Origin of the sequence: Micromonospora sp. NPDC048894, from assembly GCF_040649765.1 — a bacterium.
In the GTDB taxonomy this organism is placed as follows: domain Bacteria; phylum Actinomycetota; class Actinomycetes; order Mycobacteriales; family Micromonosporaceae; genus Micromonospora; species Micromonospora antibiotica.
Window position 1 is genome coordinate 210,441 of the sequence record NZ_JBEZFY010000001.1, and the last position, 25,368, is coordinate 235,808.

Sequence of the window (25,368 nt, forward strand, 5' to 3'; positions counted from 1 at the left end):
GCCTCAGCCGTCCGGGTCACTGTCGGCGAGGATGGCTGTCACCCCGTCGAGACCCTGCCGGGTCCCGACCACGACCACCACGTCACCGGCCGCGAAGCGGAAGGTGGGATCGGGCGAGACGTTGACCTCGCCCTGCCGGAGCACCGCCACGATGGAGGCGCTGGTGCGGGTACGTGCCTTGGTGTCACCGAGCCGCTTGTTGACGTACTTCGACCCGGCCGGGATGGCGATCTGCTCGGTGAGCAGCCCGGCCGCCTGCTCGCGCAGGCCGGAGAGCTGACCCAGCATCAGCGACGCGCCGAGGATGTCGGCCAACGCCTCGGCCTCGTCGTCGGTCAGCGGGATGTCATGCTGGCAGGAGTCGGGATCGTCCGGGTCGTAGAGGACCAGGTCGCGGCGGCCATTGCGGTGGGAGACCACACCGAGCCGGCGACCGGACTCCGTCATCAGATCATGACGTACGCCGATTCCGGGTAGGGCGGTCTGTTCGACACGTACTCGCACGGACGCGAGGCTATACCCTGCGCCCAAGCTGGGCCCGTTGGACGTCTGTGCTGCTGGCGAGCACTTTCCGGCAGGCACCGGCTGTGCTCGCCGGCTCGCCGGTCGGTAACCCTGTGGGGCCGGGTGGCTGGCTCAGGACGAGCCCTCGGCGGGTGCGGCGACGAAGACGCCGACCCCTTCGAGGGTTTCGGTGAGCCCGGTGGCACGCAGGATCATCATGGCCTTGCCGACCACGGTGTCCGACACGCCGTATTCCCTGCACAGCTGCGACCTGCTCGGCAGCTTGGTGCCGGGCGGCCACTCTCCTGAATCGATCTTGTTCTTCAGCTCGTCTGCGAGCACCTGGTACTGCTGCTTGGGCATGCTTCACTCCCCGGATGGCACGCCTATCTGATCACGCTCGCACCTCCAACCTCAAGCAATTGTGGGTGGGTCGTTGACCTGCAACCGGTACCGATTGTAGGTTCGAGGTGAACGCCCCCGGATGGCACTCGGGGCGCTCAGACGGTCGGGGCGGGCATCCCCCGTGGCCCGTCCCGACCATGTCACCGGCCCTGTCGTCGTACCGCTGAGGTGGGCTGCGACGGCAGGGCGGGCAGCCCGGCCGAACCGGCAGCGCGGCCGGGCTGCCCTTCCAGCACCGCGACACCGAGCCGTCCAGCGAAGGAGCGCCATGGGGTACGAGTCGCCGCACCCACCGTCGAAGCTCGACCTTGGTCAACTCAGGTGGGGCGATATTGCGGTGTCCGAGCCATCGCTATACCGCCATTGGGCCGATACTGCTTCGGCCCGCCCGGGGTGGCGTGAGCCGGGTCGGGCGGGTGGGGAGGCATGACCGGGCGGTATGTCGTACACCTGCCGGTGGTCGCTGCGGACCTGGCGCGGGCCAAGATGCTCGCCCGGACGGCGGCCCGCTCGCTGGCCTTCCTCGCCCACGTCGACCCCGGCGAGACCACCGTCTCCGCCGAGGATGATCAGGGGGCACGCCACCGGGTCTTCTGCGACAACCGGCTGGACAGTGGTCGGCGGTGCGTGCTCCGGGCCGACCACGAGACCCCCTGCGCCGCCCGCCTGCCCCGCTGACTCCTGAGCGGAGGTGGGCGAGGCGGGGTGGAGTGCGGCAGGGTGCGGTGGGTCAACTGAGGTGGGCCGGAGTTCGTCGGCCGACCTCGAACGAGAGTTTGTGACGCGAGTCACATAGCGAGAGTTGAGCGGAATAGGCTCAACTCTGGTGGTGTCTCTTACTAGTGGACACGCCGATCCCGGGGGAGCCCATGAACACGGAACGACTCACCACCAAGAGCCGCGAAACCATCACCGGTGCCGTCGCGCTGGCCAACCAGCGTGGTCACGCCACCGTGGAACCCTGGCACCTGCTGTCGGCACTGCTCGACACCGACGGTTCCACCGCTGCCGGCCTGCTGCGCGCCGCGGGTGCCGACCCCGCCGAGCTGCGCCGGGTCGCCCAGCGCGCGGTCGACGCGCTGCCCGCAGCCCGTGGGTCCAGCATCGCCGAGCCCACCCTCGCCCGCGAGTTCGTCAACGCCATCGGGGCCGCCGAGCAGATCGCCCGGCCGCTCGGCGACGAGTACACCTCCACCGAGCACCTGCTGGCCGGTCTGGCCCGGGTGGGTGGCGCGGTGTCCAACGCGCTGAAGTCGGCCGGGGCCACCGAGGAGAACCTGGTCGCCGCGTTCCCGACGGTGCGGGGCGGGGACCGGCGGGTCACCACCGCCGACCCGGAGCAGACCTACCAGGCGCTGACCAAGTACGGCGTCGACCTCACCGCGAGCGCCCGCGACGGCAAGATCGACCCGGTGATCGGCCGGGATTCGGAGATCCGCCGGGTGATCCAGGTGCTCTCCCGGCGTACCAAGAACAACCCGGTGCTGATCGGCGAGCCCGGCGTCGGTAAGACCGCGATCGTCGAGGGCCTGGCCCAGCGGATCGTGGCCGGCGACGTGCCCGAGTCGCTGCGCGACAAGAAGCTGGTCTCGCTCGACCTCGGCGCGATGGTCGCCGGGGCGCAGTACCGGGGGCAGTTCGAGGAACGGCTCAAGTCCGTCCTGGAGGAGATCAAGAACTCCAACGGGCAAGTCATCACCTTCCTCGACGAGCTGCACACCGTGGTCGGCGCGGGCAAGGGCGAGGGCTCGATGGACGCCGGCAACATGCTCAAGCCGATGCTGGCGCGCGGCGAGCTGCGGATGGTCGGCGCGACCACCCTCGACGAGTACCGCGAGCACATCGAGAAGGACCCGGCGCTGGAGCGTCGGTTCCAGCCGGTGCTGGTCGGCGAGCCCACCATCGAGGACACCATCGGCATCCTGCGCGGCCTCAAGGAACGCTACGAGGTGCACCACGGCGTCCGGATCACCGACGCCGCCCTGGTCGCCGCCGCGTCGCTGTCCGACCGGTACATCACCGACCGGTTCCTGCCCGACAAGGCGATCGACCTGGTCGACGAGTCCGCGTCCCGGCTCCGGATGGAGATCGACTCCCGGCCGGTCGAGGTGGACGAGATCGAACGGGCGGTCCGCCGGCTGGAGATCGAGGAGATGGCGCTGGCCAAGGAGCCCGACGCCGCCTCCGCCGAGCGGCTGGAGCGGCTGCGTAAGGAGCTGGCCGACAAGCGCGAGCAGCTCACCGCCCTGTCCGAGCGCTGGCAGACCGAGAAGAGCCACATCACCAAGCTCTCCACCGCCAAGGAGGAGCTGGAACGCCTCGGCGGCGAGGCCGAACGGGCCGAACGCGACGGCGAGCTGGAACGCGCCGCCGAGCTGCGCTACGGCCGCATCCCGGCGCTCAAGGCCGACCTGGCGCGGGCCGAGGAGGAACTCGCCCGGCTCCAGGCCGACGGCGCGATGCTCAAGGAGGAGGTCGGCGCGGACGACATCGCCTCCGTCGTCGCCTCCTGGACGGGCATCCCGGCCGGCCGGCTGCTGGAGGGCGAGACCGCCAAGCTGCTGCGGATGGAGGAGTCGCTGGGCGGCCGGGTCGTCGGCCAGGCCGAGGCCGTCGGTGCCGTCTCCGACGCGGTACGCCGGGCGCGGGCCGGCGTCGCCGACCCGGACCGCCCCACCGGCAGCTTCCTGTTCCTCGGCCCCACCGGCGTCGGCAAGACCGAGCTGGCCAAGGCGCTCGCCGAGTTCCTCTTCGACGACGAGCGGGCCATGGTCCGCATCGACATGAGCGAGTACGGCGAGAAGCACTCCGTCGCCCGCCTGGTCGGTGCCCCGCCCGGCTACGTCGGCTACGAGGAGGGCGGGCAGCTCACCGAGGCGGTGCGCCGCCGCCCCTACTCGGTGATCCTGCTGGACGAGGTGGAGAAGGCCCACCCGGACGTCTTCGACATCCTGCTCCAGGTGCTCGACGACGGTCGGCTCACCGACGGTCAGGGTCGTACCGTCGACTTCCGCAACGCGATCCTGATCCTCACCTCCAACCTGGGGTCGTCGGTGATCAGCGACCTGACGCTCGCCGAGGAGCAGCGCCGGGAGGGGGTGCTCGCGGTGGTCCGCTCGCACTTCAAGCCGGAGTTCCTCAACCGGCTCGACGACATCGTGGTCTTCGCCGCGCTGCGCGGGGACGACCTGCGGTCGATCGTCGACATCCAGCTCACCCGGCTGCGTCGGCGCCTCGGCGACCGCCGGCTGGCGTTGGACGTCAGCGACGCCGCCCGGACCTGGCTCGCCGAGCACGGGTACGACCCGATCTACGGTGCCCGCCCGCTGCGCCGCCTGGTCCAGTCGGCCATCGGCGACCAGCTCGCCAAGGCCCTGCTGGGTGGCGTGATCCGGGACGGCGACACGGTACGGGTCGACCTGTCCGACGACAAGAACGCCCTCACCGTCACCTCCACCTGACCCCCGCCCCCGCCGCCCCTCCCCCTCCCGCCCCGCCCCCCGCCCCGCCCCCCCGCCCCGCCCCCCCCGCCCCGCCCCCCCGCCCCGCCCCCCGCCCTGGTGATCAAGAGGTTTACGTCACGAGAGCGCTTTCCCTCGACGTAAACCTCTTGATCACCCCCCGCCCCGGCCTTCCTGCGCCGGTGATCAAGAGGTTTACGTCACTGGGAGCGCTCTCTGGTGACGTAAACCTCTTGATCACCGCGGTTGGCGAGAGCTGAGTGCGGTTGGGCGGAGGTTGAGTGGGGGCGGGGTGGGTCGAGTGGGGGGTGGGGCGGGTTGGGTGGGGGTGGGGTGGGTGGTCAGGGGTGGGGCGGGGAAAGGAGAGGGGCATGTTCGGGATGCGGAAGAAGAGCGGCGACCCGGAGCTGGACGCCGCCGTGCGGGAACTCGCCGGGGCGGACACTGTCGCCTTTGGCGGGGTGGGGTTCGCCGGCACGCTGCTGCCGGTGACCGAGGCGTACCGACGGGTGGGGGAAGCGTTCGCGCAGCGCCCCCGGCAGGCCCGTGAGCAGGTCGACTGGCTGCTGCGGCACGGCTCGCCGGCCGGCCGGGCGTACGCGGCGACGCTGTTGGAGGGGGTCGATCCGGCGGCGGCCCGGGATGCCTGGGCGGCCCTACGCGGCATCGACGACGAGTTCACCACCTTTGCCGGCTGCACGATGGGCAGCACCACGCTGGGCGGGTACGCGGCGGACCGGCTGGCTGGTCAGCACACCGACGATGACACTCGGTAGCTGACTGTTTACTCAGGATTCGCTGAGTTTCCCCAGGTGCGCGGGGTGCGCGGGGTTGTTACCGTCTCCGCCGATGCACTTGGGGAGGTGGTCGGGGTGAACGGTTCGGTCGCGTACGTCGTGGCAACGTTGGGATGTCTGATCGGGGTCGCCGGGATCGTGGTGGCGGCGGTGGCTTTCAGCCGGAGTCGGAAACCGAACCGGCCGACACCGGCGAAGGACCCGTTCCGCGACACCGACTCCGACGCGCTGCGCGGGGACCCCCGCAAGCTCAAGCCCGGCGACATCGTCGAGATCCGTGGGGTGTCCTACGCGGTTCGTGGCTCGGTGCACCTGGTCGAGGGCGGCTGGAGCTGGGCCGAGCACCTGCTGGACACCGTCGAGGGCGACAAGCGCTGGCTCTCCGTCGAGGAGGACCCGGACCTGGAGCTGGTGCTCTGGACGGCCGAGCCGGCCGCCACGATCACCCCGGGCGCACCCACCCTCGACTTCGCCGGCCGCCGCTACTCCTGGGAGGAGTCCGGCCAGGCCCGCTATTCGGCCACCGGCAGCACCGGCCTCGACCCGTACGGCACCGTCCGCTACCAGGACTACCGGGGCCAGGGCGGCGAGCGGCTCTCCTTCGAGGCGTACGGGGACGCCGGCTGGGAGGTGGGCCGGGGCGAGCGGCTGCACCGCGCGGACGTGATGGTGTACCCGCAGTCCGGCCCGGGGGGGTCCTGATCGTGCTGGTCAGCCTGGACACCCCGTACGTCGACACCTGCGCCGCCGACCTGAGCCTGGCGCTCGGTGGCCCGGAACGCCCCGCCCTGCACATCCGTGACGTGACCCTGCCCGGCGGCGTACGGCTGCGGCTGCGCCTGCTCGGCGCGTCCCACCAGGTCGTCCTCACCACCCCGACCGGGTTCACCACCCCGGCCGCTTCGACCGGGCTCGCCGACGCGGACATCCCGACCGGGCTCGGCACCCCGGCCGCTCCGACCGGGCTCGGCACCCCGGCGGCTTCGACCGGGCTCGCCGACGCCGACACCTCGACCGGGTGGGCCGACGCGACGGGTCCGGCAGCGGCGGGTGGGCTGGTCGAGACGGTCGCCTGCCTGCCCGGTCGGCCCCCGCACCTGCCCGGCGACCTGCACGACGAGGCGGGTGGCTACCGGTTCACCGCGACCGTGCTGCGCCCCGCCGAGGGGGAGCTGCACACCCGGATCGCCGCGCTCCGCGCCGACCTGGCCGACGACCCGTACGCCCTGGTCGGGGTCTTTCCGGGGGACCCGGACGCGGTCACCGCGCTGGCCGTACGCCCCGACGCGCCGGACGGCACGGTGGGCTGGCGCACCTGGCACGCGTACCCCCAGACCAACGAACTGGTCCTGACCGAGACGGTGGTGGACCTTCTGCGAGCCCCGCAGTCGCGAACGGAGGAGGCACCGTGAGCGCGAGGAGTGAGCCGGTTCTGCGAGCCCCGCAGTCGCGAACGAAGGAGACACCGTGAGCGCGAGGAGTGAGCCGGTTCTGCGAGCCCCGCAGTCGCGAACGAAGGAGGCACCGTGACGTACCGACGTTGGTTCGTGGTGGGGGTGGCGTTCGCGGTCGTCGGCGCGCTGGTCGCCGCCTTCGCGATCTTCTACGGCAACTTCTCGCCCCGGGGCTACATCGAGGACCGCTACACCCGGGCGGCGGCCCGGGACATCGGGCGGGACGCCGTCGCGTACACCTCGAACCGGACCCCGAGCCAGGTGGCGGACGACGTCACCGGTGCCTGGAAGCCGGCCGACCAGTACGTCGACGGCAGCGGCGTCTACCTGCGCTACGACGACGACTCGCTGGTGATCCTGCCGATCGCCGCCGGCTCGCTGATTTTGCTGGAGCGGATGCGCACCGCCTACCCGCGTTACCACTCGACGGTGGGCAGCCACTGGGGTTGGGGTCGGGGCAGCACCGTGCGTGGTGGCGGCCCCGGCTCCGGCAAGTGACGCGTATCGATCCCGACCGAACGAACCCCTGGAGCACGCTGTGCAGAACCTGGTCACCGACCTGCTGGTCACCCTCGCCTACGGGGTGGTCGGTGTCGTCCTGATGGCCGTCGGCTACGTGCTGGTGGACGTGGCCACCCCGGGCAAGCTCCACGAGCTTATCTGGACCGAACGCAACCGTAACGCCGCGCTGCTGCTCACCTCGAACCTGGCCGGCGTCGGCATCATCGTGGTGGCCGCGATCGCCGCCAGTGAGGACGACTTCCTGCTCGGCCTGGTCGGTTCCGCCGCGTACGGGATCGTCGGCCTGGTCATCATGGCCCTGGCGTTCGTGCTGCTCGACGCGTTGACCCCGGGCAAGCTGGGCACGCTGCTGGTCGACCAGCAGCCGCACCCGGCGGTCTGGGTGTCGGCGATGGTGCACCTCGCCACCGGCGCGATCATCGCCGCCGCCATCAGCTGATGACCACGGCGAAGCAGCCGGCGAAGCCGAAACAGAACGCGGGTGCCTGGGTCGTCTGGATCGTCCTCGGCCTGGTCGTGGTGGTCTGCGTGGGCAGTAGCCTCTTCAACCGGGACTCCGGCGGCACCGACGTCCCCGCCCCGGCGGCCGACGAGCGCGCCGACACCGTGCCGCTGCTCGCCCAGGCGACCGCCAGCCAGGGTATCTGCTACGGCTGGCGGCTGGAGGAGTCGTTCCTCTCGCCGGTGAGCGTCGGCTCCAACCTGGGTGACGGGGTGGCGGTGGAGGAGGATGACCGCTGCCCGCGCTGGGTGCAGGTCCGGGCCCGGATCACCTACACCGCGGAGAGCAGCGAGAGCAGCGACTCGGCGACCATCACCGTGACCGGCTCGGGCGACTTCTCCCGGGCCGACCTCTACGCCGTGCAGACCGGTCTGACCCGGTTCGGCCTGCACGAGGACGTCTTCGTGGACGACCCGGGCTGGGCGATCTGCCGCGCCGCCGTGGCTTTGCCGCTGCTGGTCGCCGAGACGGGTGCGGCACCACCGGCGGCCACCCCGACCGCCGACCCCGGCGCGGTGGCGGCCCCGCTGCCGGACACCGGCAGCGACTTCTGGCGGGACCGCTGGGGTACGGTGCTGGCCGCCGCCGGCCTGCTGCTGGTCGCCGTCCTGCTGATCACCGTCGGGTTCGTCCAGCGCGGCCGGCAGCGGGCGGCGACGCCGGCCGGGCGTTTCCGGGGGGCGCGGTGACCACGGTCGACGAGACTCCGGCGGTCCGGCCGCGCTGGCGGTGGGCCCGCGCGTCGGTGCTGCTCGCGGTCTTCGTCTGCGCCGCCTGCGGCCTGGTGTACGAGTTGGCCCTGGTCGCGCTTGGCAGCTACCTGATCGGCGACACGGTCGGGCAGGCGTCGATCGTGCTCGGCGTGATGGTCTTCGCGATGGGGATCGGGGCGCTGGTCGCCAAGCCGTTGCAGCCCCGGGCCGCCGCCGCGTTCGCGGTGATCGAGTTGACCCTGGCCCTGCTCGGCGGCCTGTCGGTGCTCGGCCTCTACGCCGCGTTCGCCTGGCTCGACCTGTACGGCCCGGCGCTGGTCGGCACCGCGTTCGTGCTGGGTCTGCTGATCGGCGCGGAGATCCCGCTGCTGATGGTGATGCTGCAACGCATCCGGGAGCAGGCCGCCGGCAGCGCGGTCGCCGACCTGTTCGCCGCCGACTACGTCGGCGCGCTGCTCGGCGGGCTCGCCTTCCCGTTCCTGCTGATCCCGGTCTTCGGCCAGCTCAAGGGCGCGTTGGTGGTCGGCGCGGTGAACGCGGTGGCCGGCCTGGCCCTGGTCTGCACGGTGTTCCGCGCCGAGCTGAGCCGCCGGGCCCGGCTCGTGCTGGGCGCCGGCTCCGTGGTGGTCGCCCTCTGCCTGGGATACGCCTGGGTCACCGCCGCCGACTTCGAGGTGACCAGCCGTCAGCAGCTCTACCGCGACCCGGTGGTGCACGCCGAACGCTCCCGCTACCAGGAGATCGTGCTGACCCGGTCGGTTCGCGAGGTCGGCCACTCCGTCACCGACCTGCGGCTGTTCCTCAACGGCGATCTCCAGTTCAGCTCGATCGACGAGTACCGCTACCACGAGGCGCTGGTGCACCCGGCGATGCGTGGCCCGCGCGGTGAGGTGCTGGTCCTCGGTGCCGGCGACGGTCTCGCGGTCCGCGAGATCCTGCGCTATCCGGACGTGCGCCGGGTGACCGTGGTCGACCTCGACCCGGCGGTGGTGGCGCTGGCCCGCTCCGAGCCGCAGCTGCGCGCGCTCAACGGCGGTTCCCTCGACGACCCCCGGGTCCGGGTGCTCAACACCGACGCCTTCGGCTGGTTGCGGACCGCCGGCGAACGCTTCGACGTGGTCGTCGCCGACCTGCCCGACCCGGACGAGACGGCCACCGCCAAGCTCTACACCGTCGAGTTCTACGCCCTGATCCGTTCGGTGCTCGCCGAGGGCGCCCGGCTGGTGGTGCAGTCCGGGTCGCCGTACTTCGCGCCCCGGTCGTACTGGTCGATCGAGGCGTCGGTACGCGAGGCGGGCTTCGCCACCGTGCCGTACCACGTCGACGTGCCGTCGTTCGGTGACTGGGGGTTCGTGCTCGCCGCGCCGGGCGGGGCCCCGCCGCCCCTGGAGTTACCGGCCGACGCGCCCCGGCTGCGTTTCCTCGACCCGGGGGTGCTGCGGGCGGCGGCGGCCTTCCCCGCCGACCGGGGCCGCCTGGACGTGCCCTCCTCCACCCTGTTGCGGCCCAGGGTGCTCGACTACGCCCGCAGCGAGTGGCGCGGCTACTAGCCTCGGACTGATGTCACCGTCGCTGCGCCGCCGGCTGCCACCGCGTGCGGTGGACGCTGCGGCGTACCTGCAGGCGTTCGTGCTGTCCGGGGTGGCCACGGTGCTGGTCACCCGGGCGTTCCTGCACGCCACCGGCTACCCGCAGCTCGGCGGCGGTGGCCTGCACATCGCGCACGTGCTCTGGGGTGGCCTGCTGATGACCGTCGGCCTGGGCGTCGCGCTGATCTTCCTCGGTGGGGCCGCCCGGATGGCCGGCGCGGTGCTCGCCGGGGTCGGTTTCGGGCTGTTCATCGACGAGGTCGGCAAGTTCGTCACCGCCGGCACCGACTACTTCTACCGGCCGGCCGCCGGGATCATCTACGCCGTGTTCGCCCTGCTGGTGGTGATCACCCAGGCGCTGCGCGAACGGATCCGGCTGACCCCCGGCGAACGGGTGGCGAACGCGTTGGACGTGATCGTCGGCGGGGTCGGCCGGGGGTTGACCGACCGGCGCAGGGTGGCCACCCTGCGGCTGGTCCGGGGTGCCGGCCCGGAGGTCGAGTCGGCGGTCTCCGCGCTGCTGGACGTGGTGCCGCGCCGGGAACCACCGCCACGGCGGTTCTGGCAGCCCTGGGTGGCCCGGCTGCGCGACGCGCTGCTCCGGCTGACCGCCCAGCGTTGGGTGGTCCTGCTGGTGGTGGCCTACCTGGTCATCGAGCCGGTGGCGACGGTGGTGGCGGTCACCACCGAGGGGGTGACCGGCGAGCTGGACCAGCTCGGCGAGTGGGGCGCGGTGCTCGGGGTGTCGGCCTCGGCGGTGGTCGCCGGGGTGCTGAGCATCCGCGCCGCGTTCCTGCTCCGCAACGACCGGCGGGCCGCGTTCCGGCTGTTCAAGCTGGCCCTCCTGGTCGACCTGCTGTTCGGGCAGATCTTCAACTTCACGGTCAACCAGTTCGGCGCGGTGACCGGGCTGGCGGTGGACCTGCTCCTGCTCGGTGTGGTGACCGCCGAACACCGCCGGTTGGTGCGCGAGTCGTGACCCGGGGAAGCGCCCGCCTGATCCGCTTCGGTCGCGGCCCCGCGCCCGGCCGATGGATGATTCGGCAGGTCGATCATCGGGTACGGCTCCGTCGTAGCCGGTACGACGGGACTGCGGACGTTACCGTGGTGCGGTGATCTAGGAAGGAGAATCATGGTCGATTCCCACAGCACGCCCGCCCGGACCCGTCCGGGTCTGGTGACGCTCTCCAGCTATCTGCTGATGTTCTTTGCGGCGCTCCAACTGATCGGGCTGATCCTCACCCTCGCGATCAGCGGCAAGCTCCGCCAGGCGTTCGAGGACGCGTTCGAGGGGACCGCGAGCGAGGTCGAGGGGCTCGGCACCGCCGTCGTGGTCTTCGCCGTCGCCGCGTCCGCCATTCTGCTGCTGATCGCGCTGGCCCTCGTCGTCCTGGCGATCTTCAACAACCGGGGCAAGAACGGCAGCCGGATCGCCACCTGGGTGGTCGGCGGCATCATGGTCTGCTGCGTCGGTGGTGGACTGGTCAACGGTTCCGCCGGTTTCAGCGGTTCCGCCGGCTCCGGCTCCGGCAACGCGCCGAGCGCCGAGGAGTTGGAGCGCAGCATGAACGCCGTGCTGCCCTCCTGGTACAACCCGGTCAGCACCCTGCTCGGCGTGCTCAGCCTGTTGGCCCTGCTGGCGGCGCTGATCCTGCTCGCCCTGCCGAAGTCCAACGAGTTCTTCCGCAAGCCCAAGGGCGGCTGGGAGCCGCCGGTTCCCGGTGCCGCCTACCCGGCCACCCCGGGCTACCCGGCCACCCCCGGTTACCCGGCCACCCCGGGTTACCCGGCGACGCCGGACTACCCGCAGCCCGGCACCCCCGGCCAGCCCGGTGCCCCCGGACCGTCGTCGACCCCGGGTCAGCCCGGCCGGTCGGCGTCCACCCCGGGCGTGCCAGATCAGCCGCAGCCGTCCGACGGCCAGTCCTGGCAGCCGCCGTCGGGTGGGGAGCCGGACCGGCCCGCCGGAGGCAGCGGCCCGGACGACCCGCAACGCCCCGCCGGCAGCTGACGGGCGCGTAACAGCGACACCGACGATTCCCTCCGAGTAGGTTGCACACCGACGCCTACCGGAGGGAATCGTCGTGTCGTACCCGGATCAGGTGCCGGCCCGCCGGCCGGTCGTCGTCACCACGGCGGCGGCGCTGCTCGGGCTGATGGCGCTCGCCGCCGGGGTCTACGCCGTGACCACCCTGCTCGCCCTGGGCGGCACCGTCGACCGGTTCCGGGTGGCCGCCGCCGACACCGCCGCCGACCCGGGCGACGTCGACGGCGTGGTCCGACTGCTGCGGCTCGGCACGGTCGGCGCGGCGGTGCTGACGGTGCTGGTGGGGCTGCTGCTGGTCGGCCTCGCCGGTGGGCTGCTCGCCCGTCGTCGGGCGGCCCGGATCGGCGTCTGGGTGGTCTGCGGGCTGGGCCTGCTCGCCGGTGGGTGCGCGCTCGCGGCGCTGGTCGGCCAGCGGGTCAGGCCGCTGCGGCTGGGCAGCGGGGACCAGGGCGTCGCCGACCTGTTCGGCACCCTCGACGACGCCTACCCGTCCTGGTGGGTGCCGGTGAACGCGGGGGTTTCGGTGGGCCAGGCCCTCGGCTACCTTGTGGTGGCCGTGCTGCTGGTGCTGCCGGCGGCGAGCACCTGGTTCGCCACCCGCCGCCCGGTGGGCCCCGGCTCCGGGCCGCCCCCGTTCACCCCGGCGTCCGAGCCTGACCCCGGTGCCGTTCCGCCGGTGCCGCCGCCCCGTTGAGGAGCAACCGTGACCGCCGACCGACCGGCTCCGGGCCGCCGCGCGCTGATCACCGGTGCCACCGCCGGCATCGGTGAGTCGTTCGCCCGCCAACTCGCCGCCGAGGGCTGGGACCTGATCCTGGTGGCCCGGGACGCCACCCGGCTCGACGCGACCGCCGCCGAACTGACCGGCCGGTACGGCAACCAGGTCCAGGTCGTACCGGCCGATCTGTCCACCGACGACGGTTGCGCCCGGGTGGAACGGCGACTGACCACGGGCGACCCGGTGCACCTGTTGGTCAACAATGCCGGGCTCAGCCTCAGTCGGCCGTTTCTGCGTTCCACCGTCGCCGACGAGACCCAATTGCTCCGGTTGAATGTGCACGCGGTACTCCGGCTCACTCTCGCCGCGCTCGGGCCAATGATCGAACGCGGCGATGGGGCAGTGATAAATGTCTCTTCGGTTGCCGGGTTCGGCCCGGTGATGCCGGGCTCCACCTATCCAGCCAGCAAGGCATGGGTCACCAGCTTCAGCGAGTCGATCGGGCAATCCACCCGGGTGGCGGGCGTGCACGTGATGGCGCTCTGCCCCGGCTACACCCGCACCGGCTATCACGAGCGCACCGGCATCGACATGTCCGGCATGCCACGGTGGATCTGGCTGCGGGCCGACGACGTGGTCGCCGAAGCCCTGCGTGACCTGCGGAAAGGCAAAACGGTCAGCGTGCCGGACTGGAAGTACAAGCTGGCCGTCGCGAGCCTTCGACACGTACCGCGGCGGTTGTTGCGGGGTGCCTTCCGGGACCGGCGGGGGCAGCTCGATCCGGCCGGGGAGTGAGCGGGCGTCGGCGCGGTACGGTGCGCGGGCCGCCCGCTGTCCTGCGACAACTCTGCCCGTGCGATCGCGCAGCGTAGCCGTCCATCGCCAGTCATCGGTCGATCGGGTGACCGATCCGGGTGGGCCGCACACACGACCCACAGACTTGCGCAGTACCCTCTATCGGCATGGGGGACCACGACGACCTGCGTAAATTCATCACTGACCTGGCTGTGGTCCATGGCCGGGTCGTGCTCTCCTCGGGGCGGGAGGCGGAGTGGTACGTCGATCTGCGTCGCGTGACTCTCCATCACCGGGCCGCTCCCCTGGTCGGTCGGGTGATGCGGGAGCTGACCGCCGACTGGAATTACGACGCGGTCGGTGGGTTGACCCTGGGTGCCGATCCGATCGGCATCTCGATGTTGCACGCCGCCGCGGAGACCGATCGACCCCTGGACGCCTTCGTGGTCCGCAAGGCCGGCAAGGCGCATGGTCTCCAACGGCGGATCGAGGGTCCTGAGGTGGCCGGCCGGCGGGTACTGGCGGTGGAGGACACCTCGACGACGGGCGGCAGCGTGTTGACGGCCGTCGAAGCACTACGCGAGGCCGGGGCGGAGGTCGTGGGCGTGGCGGTTATCGTCGATCGTGGCGCCAGCGACGTCGTACGCGCCGCCGGACTGCCGTATCGGGCGGCCTTTACGTTGGCTGACCTCGGCCTTGTGGCGTGAAAATTTGCCGATTCGGATCTGCTGATATGCAGGCGGATCGATGCTGCTGGTGGAAGGATGGAATACGTGGGAACTGCGTTGGCTGAAATGACCATGCCTCAGATCTCGCCGCTTGCCGGCGAGCCGATCGAACGTGCCGACGCCGAGCGGCTGGCGGGGGTCCTCAAGGCCCTCGCCGACCCCGCTCGGCTGCGGCTGCTCAGCCTGATCCAGTCGGCGCCCGAGGGCGAAGCGTGCGTGTGTGACCTCACCGCGCCGCTCGGCCTCTCGCAGCCGACGGTCAGCCACCACCTCCGCATCCTCACTGAGGCCGGCTTGCTGGAGCGGGAGAAGCGTGGTGTGTGGGCCTACTACCGGCTGGTGCCGTCGGCGATCGCTACGATCGCCGACCTCCTCACGCCGCCGCGCAAGCGGGCCACCAAGAAGGCCCGCTGACTGCACCCGTCGCCCCCGCCAGGGGGTGACGTCCGATGGCGTACCAGGGGTGGCGTCATCGGGTGGTGACGGTTCTCCGTCACCGGTCAGTTTGCTGATCCACCACCGTGCCCGCGGTGGCGTACGCGTATGCAACGGCCGGTCCTCTCCCCGAGGGCCGGCCGTTCGTCGTCCCGGCGTTCAGCGGTCCTGACCGTGCTCCGGGTACCGTCCACCGTCCTGCGGCGGCTGGGGCTGACCGTAGGTCTGCGGCGGGAACTGCTGGTCGCGGCCGTGCGGCTGGCCGGGCTGCCCACCGCCGTAGGGCTGCTGCTGCGTTTCACCGTGCTGCTGCCCGTGCTGCTGCGTTTCACCGTGCCGCTGCCCGTGGTGCGGGTGGTGGTGCTCGACGGCGTCCCGGACGGCCTCGACCGCCCCCACCGCGCTCGCGGCGGCGACCACCGCGACGGCCTCACCGCGTCGACGGGCCTTACGGTCGCGCAGGAACTCGAAGAAGATCGGCAGCACCGAGATCAGGATGATCAGCGCGACCACCGGCAGGATGTACCGGTCGATCTTGTCGCCGATGGCGTTGTAGATCTGGTCGGCGAGCAGGTAGCCGATCAGCAGGATGCCGTCGACCCAGAGGATCGCCCCGACGACGTTCCACAGGAGGAACTGCTTCGCCGGCATGCCGAGCGCACCCGCCACCGGGTTGAGGAACGTCCGCACGATCGGGATGAACCGGGCCAGCACCACGGCCTTGGCCGGGCCGAACTTCTGGAAGTAGAACTCCGCCTTCTCCACGTACTCCTTCTTGAAGAGTCGGGAGTTGGGGCGCTCGAACATCCGGCGGCCGTAGCGGGCCCCGAGCCAGTGCCCGAGCTGGGCCCCGACGATCGCGCAGATCGGCCCACCGATCAGCAGCCCGACCAGGGAGAGCCGGGTGCCGTCGCCGAACATCGCATCGGCCACCGGCGAGGCGGCGACCCCGGCCAGGAAGAGCAGCGAGTCGCCGGGGAAGAAGAACCCCACCAGCAGACCGGTCTCGGCGAAGAGGATCACCCACACGCCGACCAGTCCGAAGGTCTGGAGCAGATCCTTGGGGTCGAGCGGATTCAGCGCGACCGTCTCGGCGACCACCCGCGTCTTCTCACCTGTGTCCACGGCCACACACCATACCGAGCCCGCGAAGCGTCGGTCGCGGCACGCGCCCCTTCGACCGTGATCTCACCCCGGGCCCGCCCGGACGGGCCGCGACGCGGCCCCACCCAGGCCACGACGCGCCCGGGTCGGGCCACGACGCACACCCGCCCAGACCACCCGCGTCTGCTCAGGCCACGACGTGCGCCCGCTCAGGCCACGAAGTGCGACCGGCGGCGGGCCGCCAGGTAGCTGCCGACCCCGGCCACCAGCAACAGACCACCGACGGTGGCCACCAGGCCGGTCGGGGAGCCGGTGATCGGCAACGAGCCGTCGTCGCCACCCTGACCACCCGAGGCGGGATTCACCAGGATCTTCGCGGTGTCGTTGCTCGGGTCGAGGTCCTTCGCGCCCACCGGGCCGTTGCTCAGCTCGACCTTGCCCGTCAGGGCGCCCGCCCGATCGATGCGGAACGAGAACGGCAGGGCGACCTTCCCACCCTTGCGGATGACGTCGTACTGGTAGCAGAGGTAGGCGCGGGCACCCGGCCGGCCGCCCTCCTCGTCCTGGATGTCGGCGTCGAGGCAGTTCTTGGGTGCCTTGACGGCGGTGACACCCTTCGGCACGGTCATCGTGACGACCGTGTAGAAGTCGCGACCGCCGTTGGACGACGAGGCCGGTCCCCGGTTGGTGTAACCGATCTTGACCGGCACGGTCTCGCCCACCCTGGCGGTGATCCGCACCTCGTCTGCCGCCAGGTCGGCCCGCTGGTTGCCGGTGACGGTCAACTCGACGGCGGTTTCGTTGTCGGTCGGCCTGACGTCGGTCTGTGCTGCCCGGGACGTGCCGCCGGGCAGGCGGGTACCGGTCGACTCCAGCCGCAGCACACCGCCGGTCCCCTGCTGGTCGAGCGTGTAGCTGGGCTGCGCGTCCGCCCAGTCCTGCGCGGTGAACCAGGTGGCGGTGCCGGGCTGGATGTTCGGCGCCGAGACGTCACGGGGCACGGTGACACCGAAGCCGCCGTCGACCCGGAGTGCCCGGCCCGGCGCGATCTCATCGTCGAAGGTGCAGGCGAACAGGTTCGGCGTGAAATGCACCAACCCACCCTTGCTGCCGTAACGGCAGTTCTGGTAGCGCTTCGACGGGGTGAGCCCGTACGCGGCCGAGACGAGGAGCACCACGCCCCGCGCGGTCTCCTTCCCCCGGTTGCCGACCGACAGGCTCATCGGCACCGTGGCACCGGGACCGCCGGTCAGCGTGACTGCGGGACCCGCCACCAGGTCGACCCCCTCGCCGATGAGAACGGTCGAGGCGGTGGTGCTCGTACCCGTCTGAGGGCTGGTCACGGTGATCCGGATGCGGCCCTCCTGACCCACCTCGGCCCCGGGGCGCGGCAGCACCGGGATCAGCAGCAGGTTCGACCTGTCGTTGTCGATGGCCGAGCAGGTCAGGACGGTGCCCTTGCGGGTGCAGGCACGGCTTGAGGGATTGCGTACGTCGGCGAAGGCCTCGACGGCGCCGAAGTCCACGGTGGCGGTGTACTCAAGCGGGAGCCGGTCGCCCAGCACGTTGAGGGACACGTCCTTGCCCGGACCGCCCGGGGCGAGGGTGATGTTGTTGGCGTAGGTGGTGAACCCGGCCACCGTGACCACATCGGGGGAAGCTCCGGGGCTGGCGGGGGCGGCCGGGGCCGGAGCGGCGGAGGCGACGACGCACACGCCCACCACACCGAGTCCGGCCAGCCAACGACGCGTCGCGTGCTTGCGCATCAGTGGATCCTGTCCTGAGGAAGGGCTGGGGCGGTTGTCGCAGCCTACGGAATCCGTCCCGGTCGGGCCGCCCCGCGACGACGGGTGTCGGCGGAATGGACCGAACGGTCGTCGACTCCACCCAACGACCCGACCCACCCTGCGACCCGCCCTCTGCCCGACCCGACCCCCTGCCCGACCCGCCCTCTGCCCGACCCGACCCCCGGGCTGTCCGCCCTGGGCCGGGTTCGCTCACCCGGCCCGGGGCGGGCGGTCAGAGGCGTGGGTCGACCGGCTCCGACTCGCAGGCGAGGATCGCGAAGACCAGCGCGTGCCGACGCCACAGCGGGACGTCGGCGGCGTACCCGTCCAGGGCGGCCAGGCCGAGCGCGTGCTCGCGCAGCGCCAGCCCCCGCTTACGGCCCAGCGAGCGGCGACGCAACGCGGCGAGCTGGTCGGGAGCGGTGTAACCGGGGCCGTAGATGATCCGCAGGTACTCCCGGCTCCGGCACTTGATCCCCGGCTGGAGCAGCGAACCGCGTGCCGACCGGGCCGCCGGACCGGCGTACGGCTTGACCACCATCCCCTCGCCACCGGCCCCGGTCAGCGCCGACCACCACTCGGTGGCCGTCGCCACCGCCGCCTCGTCGGCCAGCTCCACCACCTGCCGTCGGGTCGGCGTGAAGAACTCCGGGTCGGCCGCGCAGAGCCGGTCGGCCAACGCCAGGTGCCAGCCGTGGTCCCGGTCGGTGAAGGTCACCGTCGCCCCGGCCAGCACCGCGAACGGCGCCAGGGTCACCCCGCGCAGCCCTTCGGTGGGGGCCACGTACGCCCGGTAGGCCGCCGAGTAACCCTCGATCTCCGCCCGGCGGGCCGCCATCCGGTCCCGCAGCGCGTCCACCGGCAACCCGCGGGCGCTCGCGGCCTCCAGCGCGGCCAACGCCGCCGGCACCGCCGCCCGGCCGGCCGCCCCGACCCCGGCATACTGCTCGCGGATCAGCCCGCCCGCCTTCGCCGACCAGGGCAGCAGCTCACAGTCCAGCAGCAGCCGGTCGGTGCCCAACTCGTCCCACAGCCCGGCCGTGCCGACCGCCGCCCGGACCCGGTCCAGCAGCTCCCCGTCCCACGGCGGGCCGAAGAACGGCCGGCCGGTGCGGGTGTGCACCACCCCGCCGCCGAACGGACCCGGTTCCCGTTCGACAAGCACCACCGCCCGGGAACCCATGTGCTTCTCCTCGCACACCACCCGCTGCACGCCGGCCGACCGGTAGTCGTCGAACGCCTGCGCCGGGTGTTCCAGGAACCCTGGCACGGTCGACGTCGAGCAGGGTGCCATCGTCGGCGGCAACCAGACCAACCGGCCCGGGTCCACCGCGAACCGGCTCATCACCTCCAGCGCGGCGGCGGCGTTCTCCGCCGGCACGGTCAGCGTGCCGTAGGCGTGCTCCAGGTGCCGCCGCCCGGTCACGTCGGCCAGGTCGAGCACCGTGTCCGGGCGGGTCGGGGTGCTGACCAGCGGCCGGGCCGGGGCGTACCACTCCCGCTGGGCGTCGACCGAGACCAGCTCCCGTTCCGGGTAGCGCAGCGCGGTGAGCTTCCCGCCGAAGACGCAACCGGTGTCCACGCAGATCGTGTTGTTGACCCATTCCGGCGTCGGGGTCGGGGTGTGCCCGTACACGACCGTGGCCGCACCCCGGTAGTCGCGCGCCCACGGGTAGCGCACCGGCAGGCCGTACTCGTCGACCTCGCCGGTGGTCTCGCCCCAGAGCGCGAACGAACGGACCCGGCCCGACGCGCGGCCGTGGTAGGCCTCCTTCAGGCCGGCGTGCGCCACCACCAGCCGGCCGCCGTCCAGCACGAAGTGGCTGACCAGGCCGTCGATGAAGGTCGCCACTCCGGCCACGAACGCCGGGTCCTCGGCGTCGAGCTGCGCCATCGTCTCGGCCAGGCCGTGGGTGAGCTTGACGTCCTGGCCACGCAGCTTGCGCAGCAGCTTGTGCTCGTGGTTGCCCGGCACGCAGATCGCGTGCCCGGCCGCCACCATGCCCATCACCAGGCGCAGCACGCCGGGGGAGTCCGGGCCGCGGTCCACCAGGTCACCCACGAAGACGGCGGTACGACCAGCCGGGGGCACCGCGTCCACCGGGCGACCCGCGTCGTCGCGGTGCAGCAGGTAACCCAGCCGCGTCAACAACGACTCCAGCTCCGCCCGGCACCCGTGCACGTCACCGACGACGTCGAACGGCCCGGTCAGCTCCCGCCGGTCGTTGAACAGCTTCTCCAGCCGGATCCGCGCGGCGTCGATCTCCTCGACCCCGCGCAGCACGTGCACTGTGCGGAACCCCTCCCGGGCCAACTGCCCGGACGACCGGCGCAGGTCACGTTGCATCCGGGCCAGCACCTGCCGGCCGTGCGTGCGGTCGGTGCGGGCCCGGGTCCGTTCCCAGGCCAGCGCCTCCGGCACGTCCAGCACGATCGCCACCGGCAGCACGTCGTGCTCCCGGGCCACCGCCACCAGCCCGGCGCGGGCGTGCGGCTGGAGGTTCGTCGCGTCGACCACGGTGAGCCGGCCCCGCCGCAGCCGTACCCCCGCCACGTGGTGCAGTGCCCCGAACGCGTCGGCGGAGGCGGACTGGTCGTTCTCGTCGTCGGCGACCATCGCCCGGAACGCGTCCGAGGCGAGCACCTGACTGGGCGCGAAGTGCCGGGCGGCGAAGGTGGACTTGCCCGAGCCGGAGACGCCGACCAACGCCACCAGGGCCAGCTCGGGAATGTCGAGAGTGGTCATCGGGTCGCCTCCTGGCTGCCCACGGCGGTGAGGACGGCGAGCTGGGTGGGGTGGCCCAGCTCGGGGTCGTGGTCACCGACCCCGCTGATCGTGGCCGTGTAACCGTGGTCGGCGGCCACCCGCCCGACCCACGCCGCGAACTCGGCACGGGTCCACTCGAACCGGTGGTCGGGGTGCCGGAACCGACCCGCCGGCAGCCCCTCGTAACGCACGTTGTACTCCGCGTTGGGGGTGGTCACCACGAGCGTGCCCGGTCGGGCGTGACCCAGGACGGCATCCTCCAACGCGGGCAGCCGGGCCGGGTCCAGGTGCTCGACGACCTCCATCAGCACCGCCGCGTCATAGCCGCGCAACCGGTCGTCCCGGTAGGTCAACGCCGACTGCCACAGCCGGACCCGGTCCTGCTGCCGCTGGGGCAGCCGGTCCAGCCGCAGCCGACGGGCGGCCACGGTCAGCGCCTGGGGAGCGACGTCCACGCCCACCACCTCGGTGTAACGCCGGTCGGCGAGCAACGCGGTGAGCAGCGCACCGCCGCCACACCCCAGGTCCACCACCCGGCTCGCGCCGCTGGCCGCCAGCGCGGCGAGCACCGCCTCGCGCCGCCGCACCGCCAGGGACGCCCGCCCAGGGTCGGCGTCCGCCGGGCCGGTGGCCTCGTCGACACTGTCGTCCGGCGCGGGTACGTCGGCCAGCCGCAACTCGGCCAGCCGGGCCATCGCCTGCCCGGCCAACGCCCGCCGGTGCGCCAGGTAACGCCGGGTGATCAACACCCGGTCCGGGTGGTCGGCCAACCAGCCCGCCCCGGCCCGCAGCAGCTTGTCGATCTCGTCCGGGGCGACCCAGTAGTGCTTGGCGTCGTCCAGCACCGGCAGCAGGACGTACAGGTGGTTGAGGGCGTCGGCGAGGCGGACCGTGCCGGTCAGGCAGAGGTCGACGTACCGGCTGTCACCCCATTCGGGGTGCTGTTCGTCGAGCGGGAGCGGGGCTGCGGTGACCGTCCAGCCGAGCGGGGCGAACAGGCGTACCGCCAGCTCCGCACCGCCCCGGCAACGCAGCACCGGCACCCGGATGCTCAGCGGGATCGCCGTGCCGGCCAGCTCCGGGCGGTCCCGGGACACCCCGCGCAGCGCGGAGCGGAACACCGTGGACAGCGCGGAGGACAGCAGGCTCGACGCGGCGTAGGCACGGTCGTTGACGTACTGCCCGAGGGTGAAACTCTCGGGGGTGGACGCCGCCCGCCGCCGCCCCACCCCGAGGCGCTGCGGATCGACCTCGACCAGCAGGGCGGCCGTGCACCGCTGCTCCGTCGCCTCCGGGTAGAACACGTGCGCGGTGCCCGCCGGCAGGTCGAACTCCTGCACCCGGTCGGGGTGCTTGACCAGTAGGAAACCGAGATCCGTCGCCGGCTGGTGGGTGGTGGTCAGGGTGAGCAGCACGCGCCCATGATCCCAGCGTGGCCGATCCGGCGTCGTCCTCATTTCCCCCGGGGCCGCCGCTCTCCGGGGCCGCAGCGGTCCGGGTGCGCGGGCGGCGAGGCGCAACGCCCGGCGGTCCGGCCCGGTCGGGTGCGCGGGCGGTGGAACGCGACGCCCCGCCGACCCGGGCGGGTCGACGGGGCGTCGAAGGTGCAGCGGAGATCAGGCCACGAAGCGGGTCCGGCGGCGGCGGGCCACCAGGTAGCCGGCGGCACCGGCGACGAGCAGCAGTGCGCCGACCCCACCGACCAGGGCCGTCGAGCTGCCGGTGATCGGGAGCGGGCCACCGTCACCGGCGCCCGCGCCCCCGTCACCCCCGCCGGGGCCGTCCGTGCCGCCGTCGGGGCCGGTCGCGTTGACGAGCAGCTTCGTGACGTCGTTGGCCGCGTTGGTGTCCTCGGTGAACCCGTCGCACGCGCACTTGGCGTTGATCGTCACGGTGCCTGCGGCGTCCGGGACCACCTTGTCGATCCGCAGGTCGAACGAGAAGGTCTGCTTCTCGTTCACGGCGAGGTAGATGTCCGGGAGGCAGCGGTACGCCTTGGCGCCGGGCGTGCCGGCCTCCGACCAGTCCGCGTCGCCATCGTTGAAGGGCATGCAGGTGTCGGGCACCTCGACGGCGGTGGTGCCGGTCGGCACGACGACGTCCACCTTCGTGACGGGGGTGCCGCTACGGCTGAAGTCCAGCGACGCCGGTCCGTCGTTACGGACGCCGATGGTGGCATTGACCACCTCACCGGCCTTGCCCTTCACCGAGTTGCCGATCGCGGCCAGGTCCGTCCCGTTCTTACCGGTGGCCTTGACCACCACGCTGGACCAGTTGTTGTAGGGGTCGGTGTCGGACTGGAGACCCCGGCGGTTGCCGCCCTTGCCCAGGCTGAGTTCACCGCCGTCACCGGGCTTGCCGATCGAGATGTCCAGATGCGCCAGGTACGTCGTGAAGTCCTCGAACTCCGCCACCGTCATCCAGTTGTGGTAGCCGTAGCTGCGGCCCGGGGCGTAGGCGTCCTTGCCGAGCAGGTACGGGGCGTCAGCGGTCCAGCTCTCACCGGGAGCCGCGACGAGGTCGGTGAAGCTGCACGTGCGTAGCTGGTCACCCTCGTAGGTGCAGTTGCTGTACTTCTTGCCGGGGCGGATGGCCCGGTCGTGGTCGAAGACCGCCACGGCACCCTTGACGGTGCTCTGCCCGACGTTCTGCACCGTCAGCGGGGCGGTGAAACTCCCACCGGGGGCCGTGGACCGCGTCACCTCGGTGCCGCCGGCGAGGTCGACACCCTCCCCGACCCGGACCTTGGCGGTGTGGCTGGCCGACTTGGCACCGTCCGCGCTGACCGTCACCTTGAGGTCGCCGCTGTCGCCGTCCTGGGCGTCGGCGGTCGGTGCGATGACGACGTTGAAGTAGCCGCCGATGCCCCACTCATCGAGCTCGACCTCGAACGGGTCGGTGCAGACCAGGACGCCCTGCTGCGGCGAGGTGCAGTCACCGCTGCCCACGCTCTCCGGCTTGACCGTCACCTTTGCGCTGAGCCCGGCGAAGTCGTAGCGCACGCTCAGGCCGCGCAGGACGGCCGGCACGGAGCTGTGCAGCGTGGGCGAGTTCGTCTTGCCTTCGGAGCCGAGTGCGACGGTCGTGTCATCGAAGTAGATGCCAAGATTGACCTTTGCGCTCTCGGCCGACGCCGGGGTGGCCGAGGCGGCGACGAATGCTCCGGCCACGCTCAGCCCGGCGAGCCAGCGCCGGGTCGAGTGCTTGAGCATCATGGATTTCCTCCCGTGGGTGAGCAGCGAAGCCTGCGAATCCTATGGATCTCGCGCTTCCCGTGCTGCCCGTGCTGCCGCGCGGGTCCAGAGATGGGCCGAACGGCCGGCTGAACCGACACAACGGCCGGGTCGGGTCCGTGGACGGTTGCGGCGACCCGCCGGACCGGGTCGCCGACGGGACTCGGATGGTGGAGGAGGATCAGGCGACGAAGCGGGTCCTGTGACGGCGGGCCACCAGGTAGCCGCCGAGGCCGGCAATGAGCAGCCCCCCACCCAGCGCGGCGAGAGATGCGGCGGCGCTGCCGGTGATCGGCAGTGAACCGTCCCCGTCCGGTTCCCCACCGGCACTGCCGTCGGCGGCCGGCAGGAACACGATCTCCGCCCGGTCGTTGCGGTGATCGGTGTCACCGTCGAGGGCGGTGGTCACCGCCCCGGCGGTCCGTCGGGTCAGCCGGTCGACGCGCAGCGTCAATGCGTAGGAGAAGGTCTCCCCGGCATCGGCGAAGTCCCCGGGACCACCGCACCCGTAGGACCGGGCACCGGGCTCGCCTATGTCGCCACCGTTCCACTTCCCGTCGGTGACCGGGTAGCAATCCCAGACGATGTCGACCACCGTCAGGCCGTCCGGGATGTCGACCTGCACCAGGGGTTGTTCCCGCCACGTCTCCACGGTCGTCGGCCCCAGGTTGCGGAAGCCGATCGTCATCTTCACCCGGTCACCGACCCGCACCCGGGCCTCGTCGCCCACGGCGGCGGCGTCCGCCGTCCGGTCGCCGGTGATGGTCACCCGGACGTCGGTCCAGCTGTTCCGGACGGCGGGATCGGTCCGTGCCGCGGACGGTTGGGCGACCAGGCGCAGCTCGATGCCGTTGCCGGGAGTGTCGGGCGGTTTCGGGGCGGTCGGATCGTTCTCGACCAGCGCCCAGTCGTCGGTGGTCCACCACTGGAGCCGGTTGGTCAGCACCAGGCCGCTGCGGGCGATCCGGTTCACCCTGAACGGCAGCGGATCCGAGAGGCGGTAGGTGACGCCCGGTTCGAGTTCCGTGTCGAAACGGCAGACGAGCGGGGTGCCCTCCCTCCACCGGCAGTTGCGGAAGTTGTCGCGGTACGTCAACAGCCAGTCCGGATCCATGGTGAGCACGACACCGCGTTGGGGTCCGGGGCCGGCGTTGCGCACGGTGCCGGTGACGTCGAGCAGGTCGCCGGGTTCGACGCTCAGCTCCGCCTTCGGTGCGGTCTGCAGGTCGACCCCCTCGACGACGGTCACCGTGGTGGTCCGGGTGCCGCTGGCCGCGGACGACGTCACGTCGAAGCGAAGCTCGACCCGGGTGTCCAACGGCGCGTCGGACCGGGCGTCGATCTGGAAGAACAGGGTGGGAAACTCGTTCGACATGGCCGCCTTGCCCTTTTTGGCGGTGCAGCGCAGGTGCCTGTCGGGCTGGGCGCAACTCCAGCCGTCGCCCGAGGTGGTGAGGCGGCCGACCTTGTCCAGCTCGGACAGGTCCAGGCCGAGGTGGAAAGGCTCGCCCTCGGCAAGGTAGGTGATGTCGATGCGGACCTGACCCGAGGTGCCGTGCCCGGGGGCGACCAGCAGGTCCCGCGATTCGATCTTCACCGCGCCGGCTGCGGCCGGCGCGGCGGCGGAGACGAACGCGCCAACGGCCAGGGCGGGGGTGGCGGCCGTGCCGACGAACACGCCGACGGCGACGAATGTGGCGAACCAGCGCCGTAGGTGGTGCCGAAGCATGAGGACTACCTCCCGGCGGGTGACGGAAAGTGGTCAGCCTCTCACGCAGGTCACACTCCGCGTTGCCCCGCCACGCCG

Annotated in this window: 21 protein-coding genes and 3 pseudogenes; 16 read left to right on the forward strand and 8 right to left on the reverse strand. The window is 72.0% G+C overall.

All coding sequences use genetic code 11. The features are described 5' to 3' along the window. Positions 1-3: 3 nt before the first annotated feature. Positions 4-504 (reverse strand): TrkA C-terminal domain-containing protein, encoded by a 501-nt coding sequence (locus tag AB0C22_RS00990; RefSeq protein ID WP_088641912.1) that lies wholly within the window; start codon positions 502-504, stop codon positions 4-6. A 132-nt stretch (positions 505-636) separates the two neighbouring features. After that, complete coding sequence (locus tag AB0C22_RS00995; protein WP_219465528.1) at positions 637-867, reverse strand: winged helix-turn-helix domain-containing protein; 231 nt, start codon at positions 865-867, stop codon at positions 637-639. Positions 868-1,335: 468 nt separating this feature from the next. Here AB0C22_RS00995 and AB0C22_RS01000 point away from each other — a divergent pair, with 468 nt between their 5' ends. The 16 genes and pseudogenes from AB0C22_RS01000 (at position 1,336) to AB0C22_RS01075 (ending at position 14,649) form a co-directional block, all read left to right on the forward strand. Then, complete coding sequence (locus AB0C22_RS01000) at positions 1,336-1,587, forward strand: hypothetical protein (RefSeq protein WP_219465529.1); 252 nt, start codon at positions 1,336-1,338, stop codon at positions 1,585-1,587. A 191-nt stretch (positions 1,588-1,778) separates the two neighbouring features. Continuing rightward, positions 1,779-4,370: an ATP-dependent chaperone ClpB gene (gene clpB / locus AB0C22_RS01005; protein ID WP_219465531.1), complete on the forward strand. Its 2,592-nt coding sequence runs from the start codon at positions 1,779-1,781 to the stop codon at positions 4,368-4,370. A gap of 371 nt (positions 4,371-4,741) precedes the next feature. After that, positions 4,742-5,146, forward strand: coding sequence for a hypothetical protein (locus tag AB0C22_RS01010; RefSeq protein WP_219465533.1), 405 nt, complete (start codon positions 4,742-4,744; stop codon positions 5,144-5,146). A gap of 96 nt (positions 5,147-5,242) precedes the next feature. Beyond that, entirely contained in the window at positions 5,243-5,869 is a 627-nt protein-coding gene (locus AB0C22_RS01015) for a DUF4178 domain-containing protein (RefSeq protein WP_219465534.1), read from the forward strand. A gap of 2 nt (positions 5,870-5,871) precedes the next feature. Then, positions 5,872-6,045 (forward strand): annotated as a pseudogene (locus AB0C22_RS01020) (DUF2617 family protein); the annotation flags it as partial. 177 nt (positions 6,046-6,222) lie between these two features. Continuing rightward, a pseudogene (locus AB0C22_RS01025) lies at positions 6,223-6,579 on the forward strand (DUF2617 family protein); the annotation flags it as partial. A gap of 114 nt (positions 6,580-6,693) precedes the next feature. Next, positions 6,694-7,119 carry a DUF4247 domain-containing protein gene (locus tag AB0C22_RS01030; RefSeq protein ID WP_208565302.1) on the forward strand — a complete coding sequence of 142 codons (426 nt, stop codon included), beginning with the start codon at positions 6,694-6,696 and terminating at the stop codon, positions 7,117-7,119. 40 nt (positions 7,120-7,159) lie between these two features. Further along, positions 7,160-7,582, forward strand: coding sequence for a DUF350 domain-containing protein (locus AB0C22_RS01035; RefSeq protein ID WP_219465535.1), 423 nt, complete (start codon positions 7,160-7,162; stop codon positions 7,580-7,582). Beyond that, on the forward strand, positions 7,582-8,334 hold the full coding sequence (locus AB0C22_RS01040) for a hypothetical protein (RefSeq protein ID WP_357532798.1): 753 nt from the start codon (positions 7,582-7,584) through the stop codon (positions 8,332-8,334). The genes AB0C22_RS01035 and AB0C22_RS01040 overlap by 1 nt, the downstream gene beginning before the upstream one ends. Then, positions 8,331-9,908: a polyamine aminopropyltransferase gene (locus tag AB0C22_RS01045; RefSeq protein WP_357532800.1), complete on the forward strand. Its 1,578-nt coding sequence runs from the start codon at positions 8,331-8,333 to the stop codon at positions 9,906-9,908. The genes AB0C22_RS01040 and AB0C22_RS01045 overlap by 4 nt, the downstream gene beginning before the upstream one ends. 34 nt (positions 9,909-9,942) lie before the next feature. Continuing rightward, positions 9,943-10,926, forward strand: a complete 984-nt coding sequence (locus AB0C22_RS01050) for a hypothetical protein (RefSeq protein ID WP_357533329.1) — start codon at positions 9,943-9,945, stop codon at positions 10,924-10,926. 153 nt (positions 10,927-11,079) lie between these two features. Then, a complete protein-coding gene (locus AB0C22_RS01055; protein WP_219465538.1) occupies positions 11,080-11,958 on the forward strand; it encodes a hypothetical protein in 879 nt (292 codons plus the stop codon). Positions 11,959-12,031: 73 nt separating this feature from the next. After that, positions 12,032-12,688, forward strand: a complete 657-nt coding sequence (locus tag AB0C22_RS01060) for a hypothetical protein (RefSeq protein ID WP_219465539.1) — start codon at positions 12,032-12,034, stop codon at positions 12,686-12,688. A 9-nt stretch (positions 12,689-12,697) separates the two neighbouring features. Then, positions 12,698-13,507, forward strand: coding sequence for an SDR family oxidoreductase (locus AB0C22_RS01065; protein ID WP_219465541.1), 810 nt, complete (start codon positions 12,698-12,700; stop codon positions 13,505-13,507). 167 nt (positions 13,508-13,674) lie between these two features. Then, positions 13,675-14,214, forward strand: a complete 540-nt coding sequence (gene pyrE, locus AB0C22_RS01070; RefSeq protein WP_091252187.1) for an orotate phosphoribosyltransferase — start codon at positions 13,675-13,677, stop codon at positions 14,212-14,214. Between the two features lie 57 nt (positions 14,215-14,271). After that, positions 14,272-14,649 carry a metalloregulator ArsR/SmtB family transcription factor gene (locus AB0C22_RS01075; protein WP_007454255.1) on the forward strand — a complete coding sequence of 126 codons (378 nt, stop codon included), beginning with the start codon at positions 14,272-14,274 and terminating at the stop codon, positions 14,647-14,649. 363 nt (positions 14,650-15,012) lie between these two features. Here AB0C22_RS01075 and AB0C22_RS01080 read toward each other — a convergent pair. From AB0C22_RS01080 to AB0C22_RS01105, 6 genes and pseudogenes are all read right to left on the reverse strand, one after another. Beyond that, a pseudogene (locus tag AB0C22_RS01080) lies at positions 15,013-15,801 on the reverse strand (DedA family protein); the annotation flags it as partial. 182 nt (positions 15,802-15,983) lie between these two features. Then, a complete protein-coding gene (locus tag AB0C22_RS01085; RefSeq protein WP_357532803.1) occupies positions 15,984-17,540 on the reverse strand; it encodes a cell wall anchor protein in 1,557 nt (518 codons plus the stop codon). A gap of 253 nt (positions 17,541-17,793) precedes the next feature. Continuing rightward, positions 17,794-20,307 (reverse strand): polynucleotide kinase-phosphatase, encoded by a 2,514-nt coding sequence (locus AB0C22_RS01090; RefSeq protein WP_357532805.1) that lies wholly within the window; start codon positions 20,305-20,307, stop codon positions 17,794-17,796. After that, entirely contained in the window at positions 20,304-21,743 is a 1,440-nt protein-coding gene (locus AB0C22_RS01095; protein WP_357532807.1) for a 3' terminal RNA ribose 2'-O-methyltransferase Hen1, read from the reverse strand. Before AB0C22_RS01095 ends, AB0C22_RS01090 begins: the two co-directional genes overlap by 4 nt. Positions 21,744-21,944: 201 nt before the next feature. Beyond that, a complete protein-coding gene (locus tag AB0C22_RS01100; RefSeq protein WP_357532809.1) occupies positions 21,945-23,543 on the reverse strand; it encodes an LPXTG cell wall anchor domain-containing protein in 1,599 nt (532 codons plus the stop codon). A gap of 199 nt (positions 23,544-23,742) precedes the next feature. Then, positions 23,743-25,290: an LPXTG cell wall anchor domain-containing protein gene (locus tag AB0C22_RS01105; RefSeq protein WP_219465548.1), complete on the reverse strand. Its 1,548-nt coding sequence runs from the start codon at positions 25,288-25,290 to the stop codon at positions 23,743-23,745. Positions 25,291-25,368 lie beyond the last annotated feature (78 nt).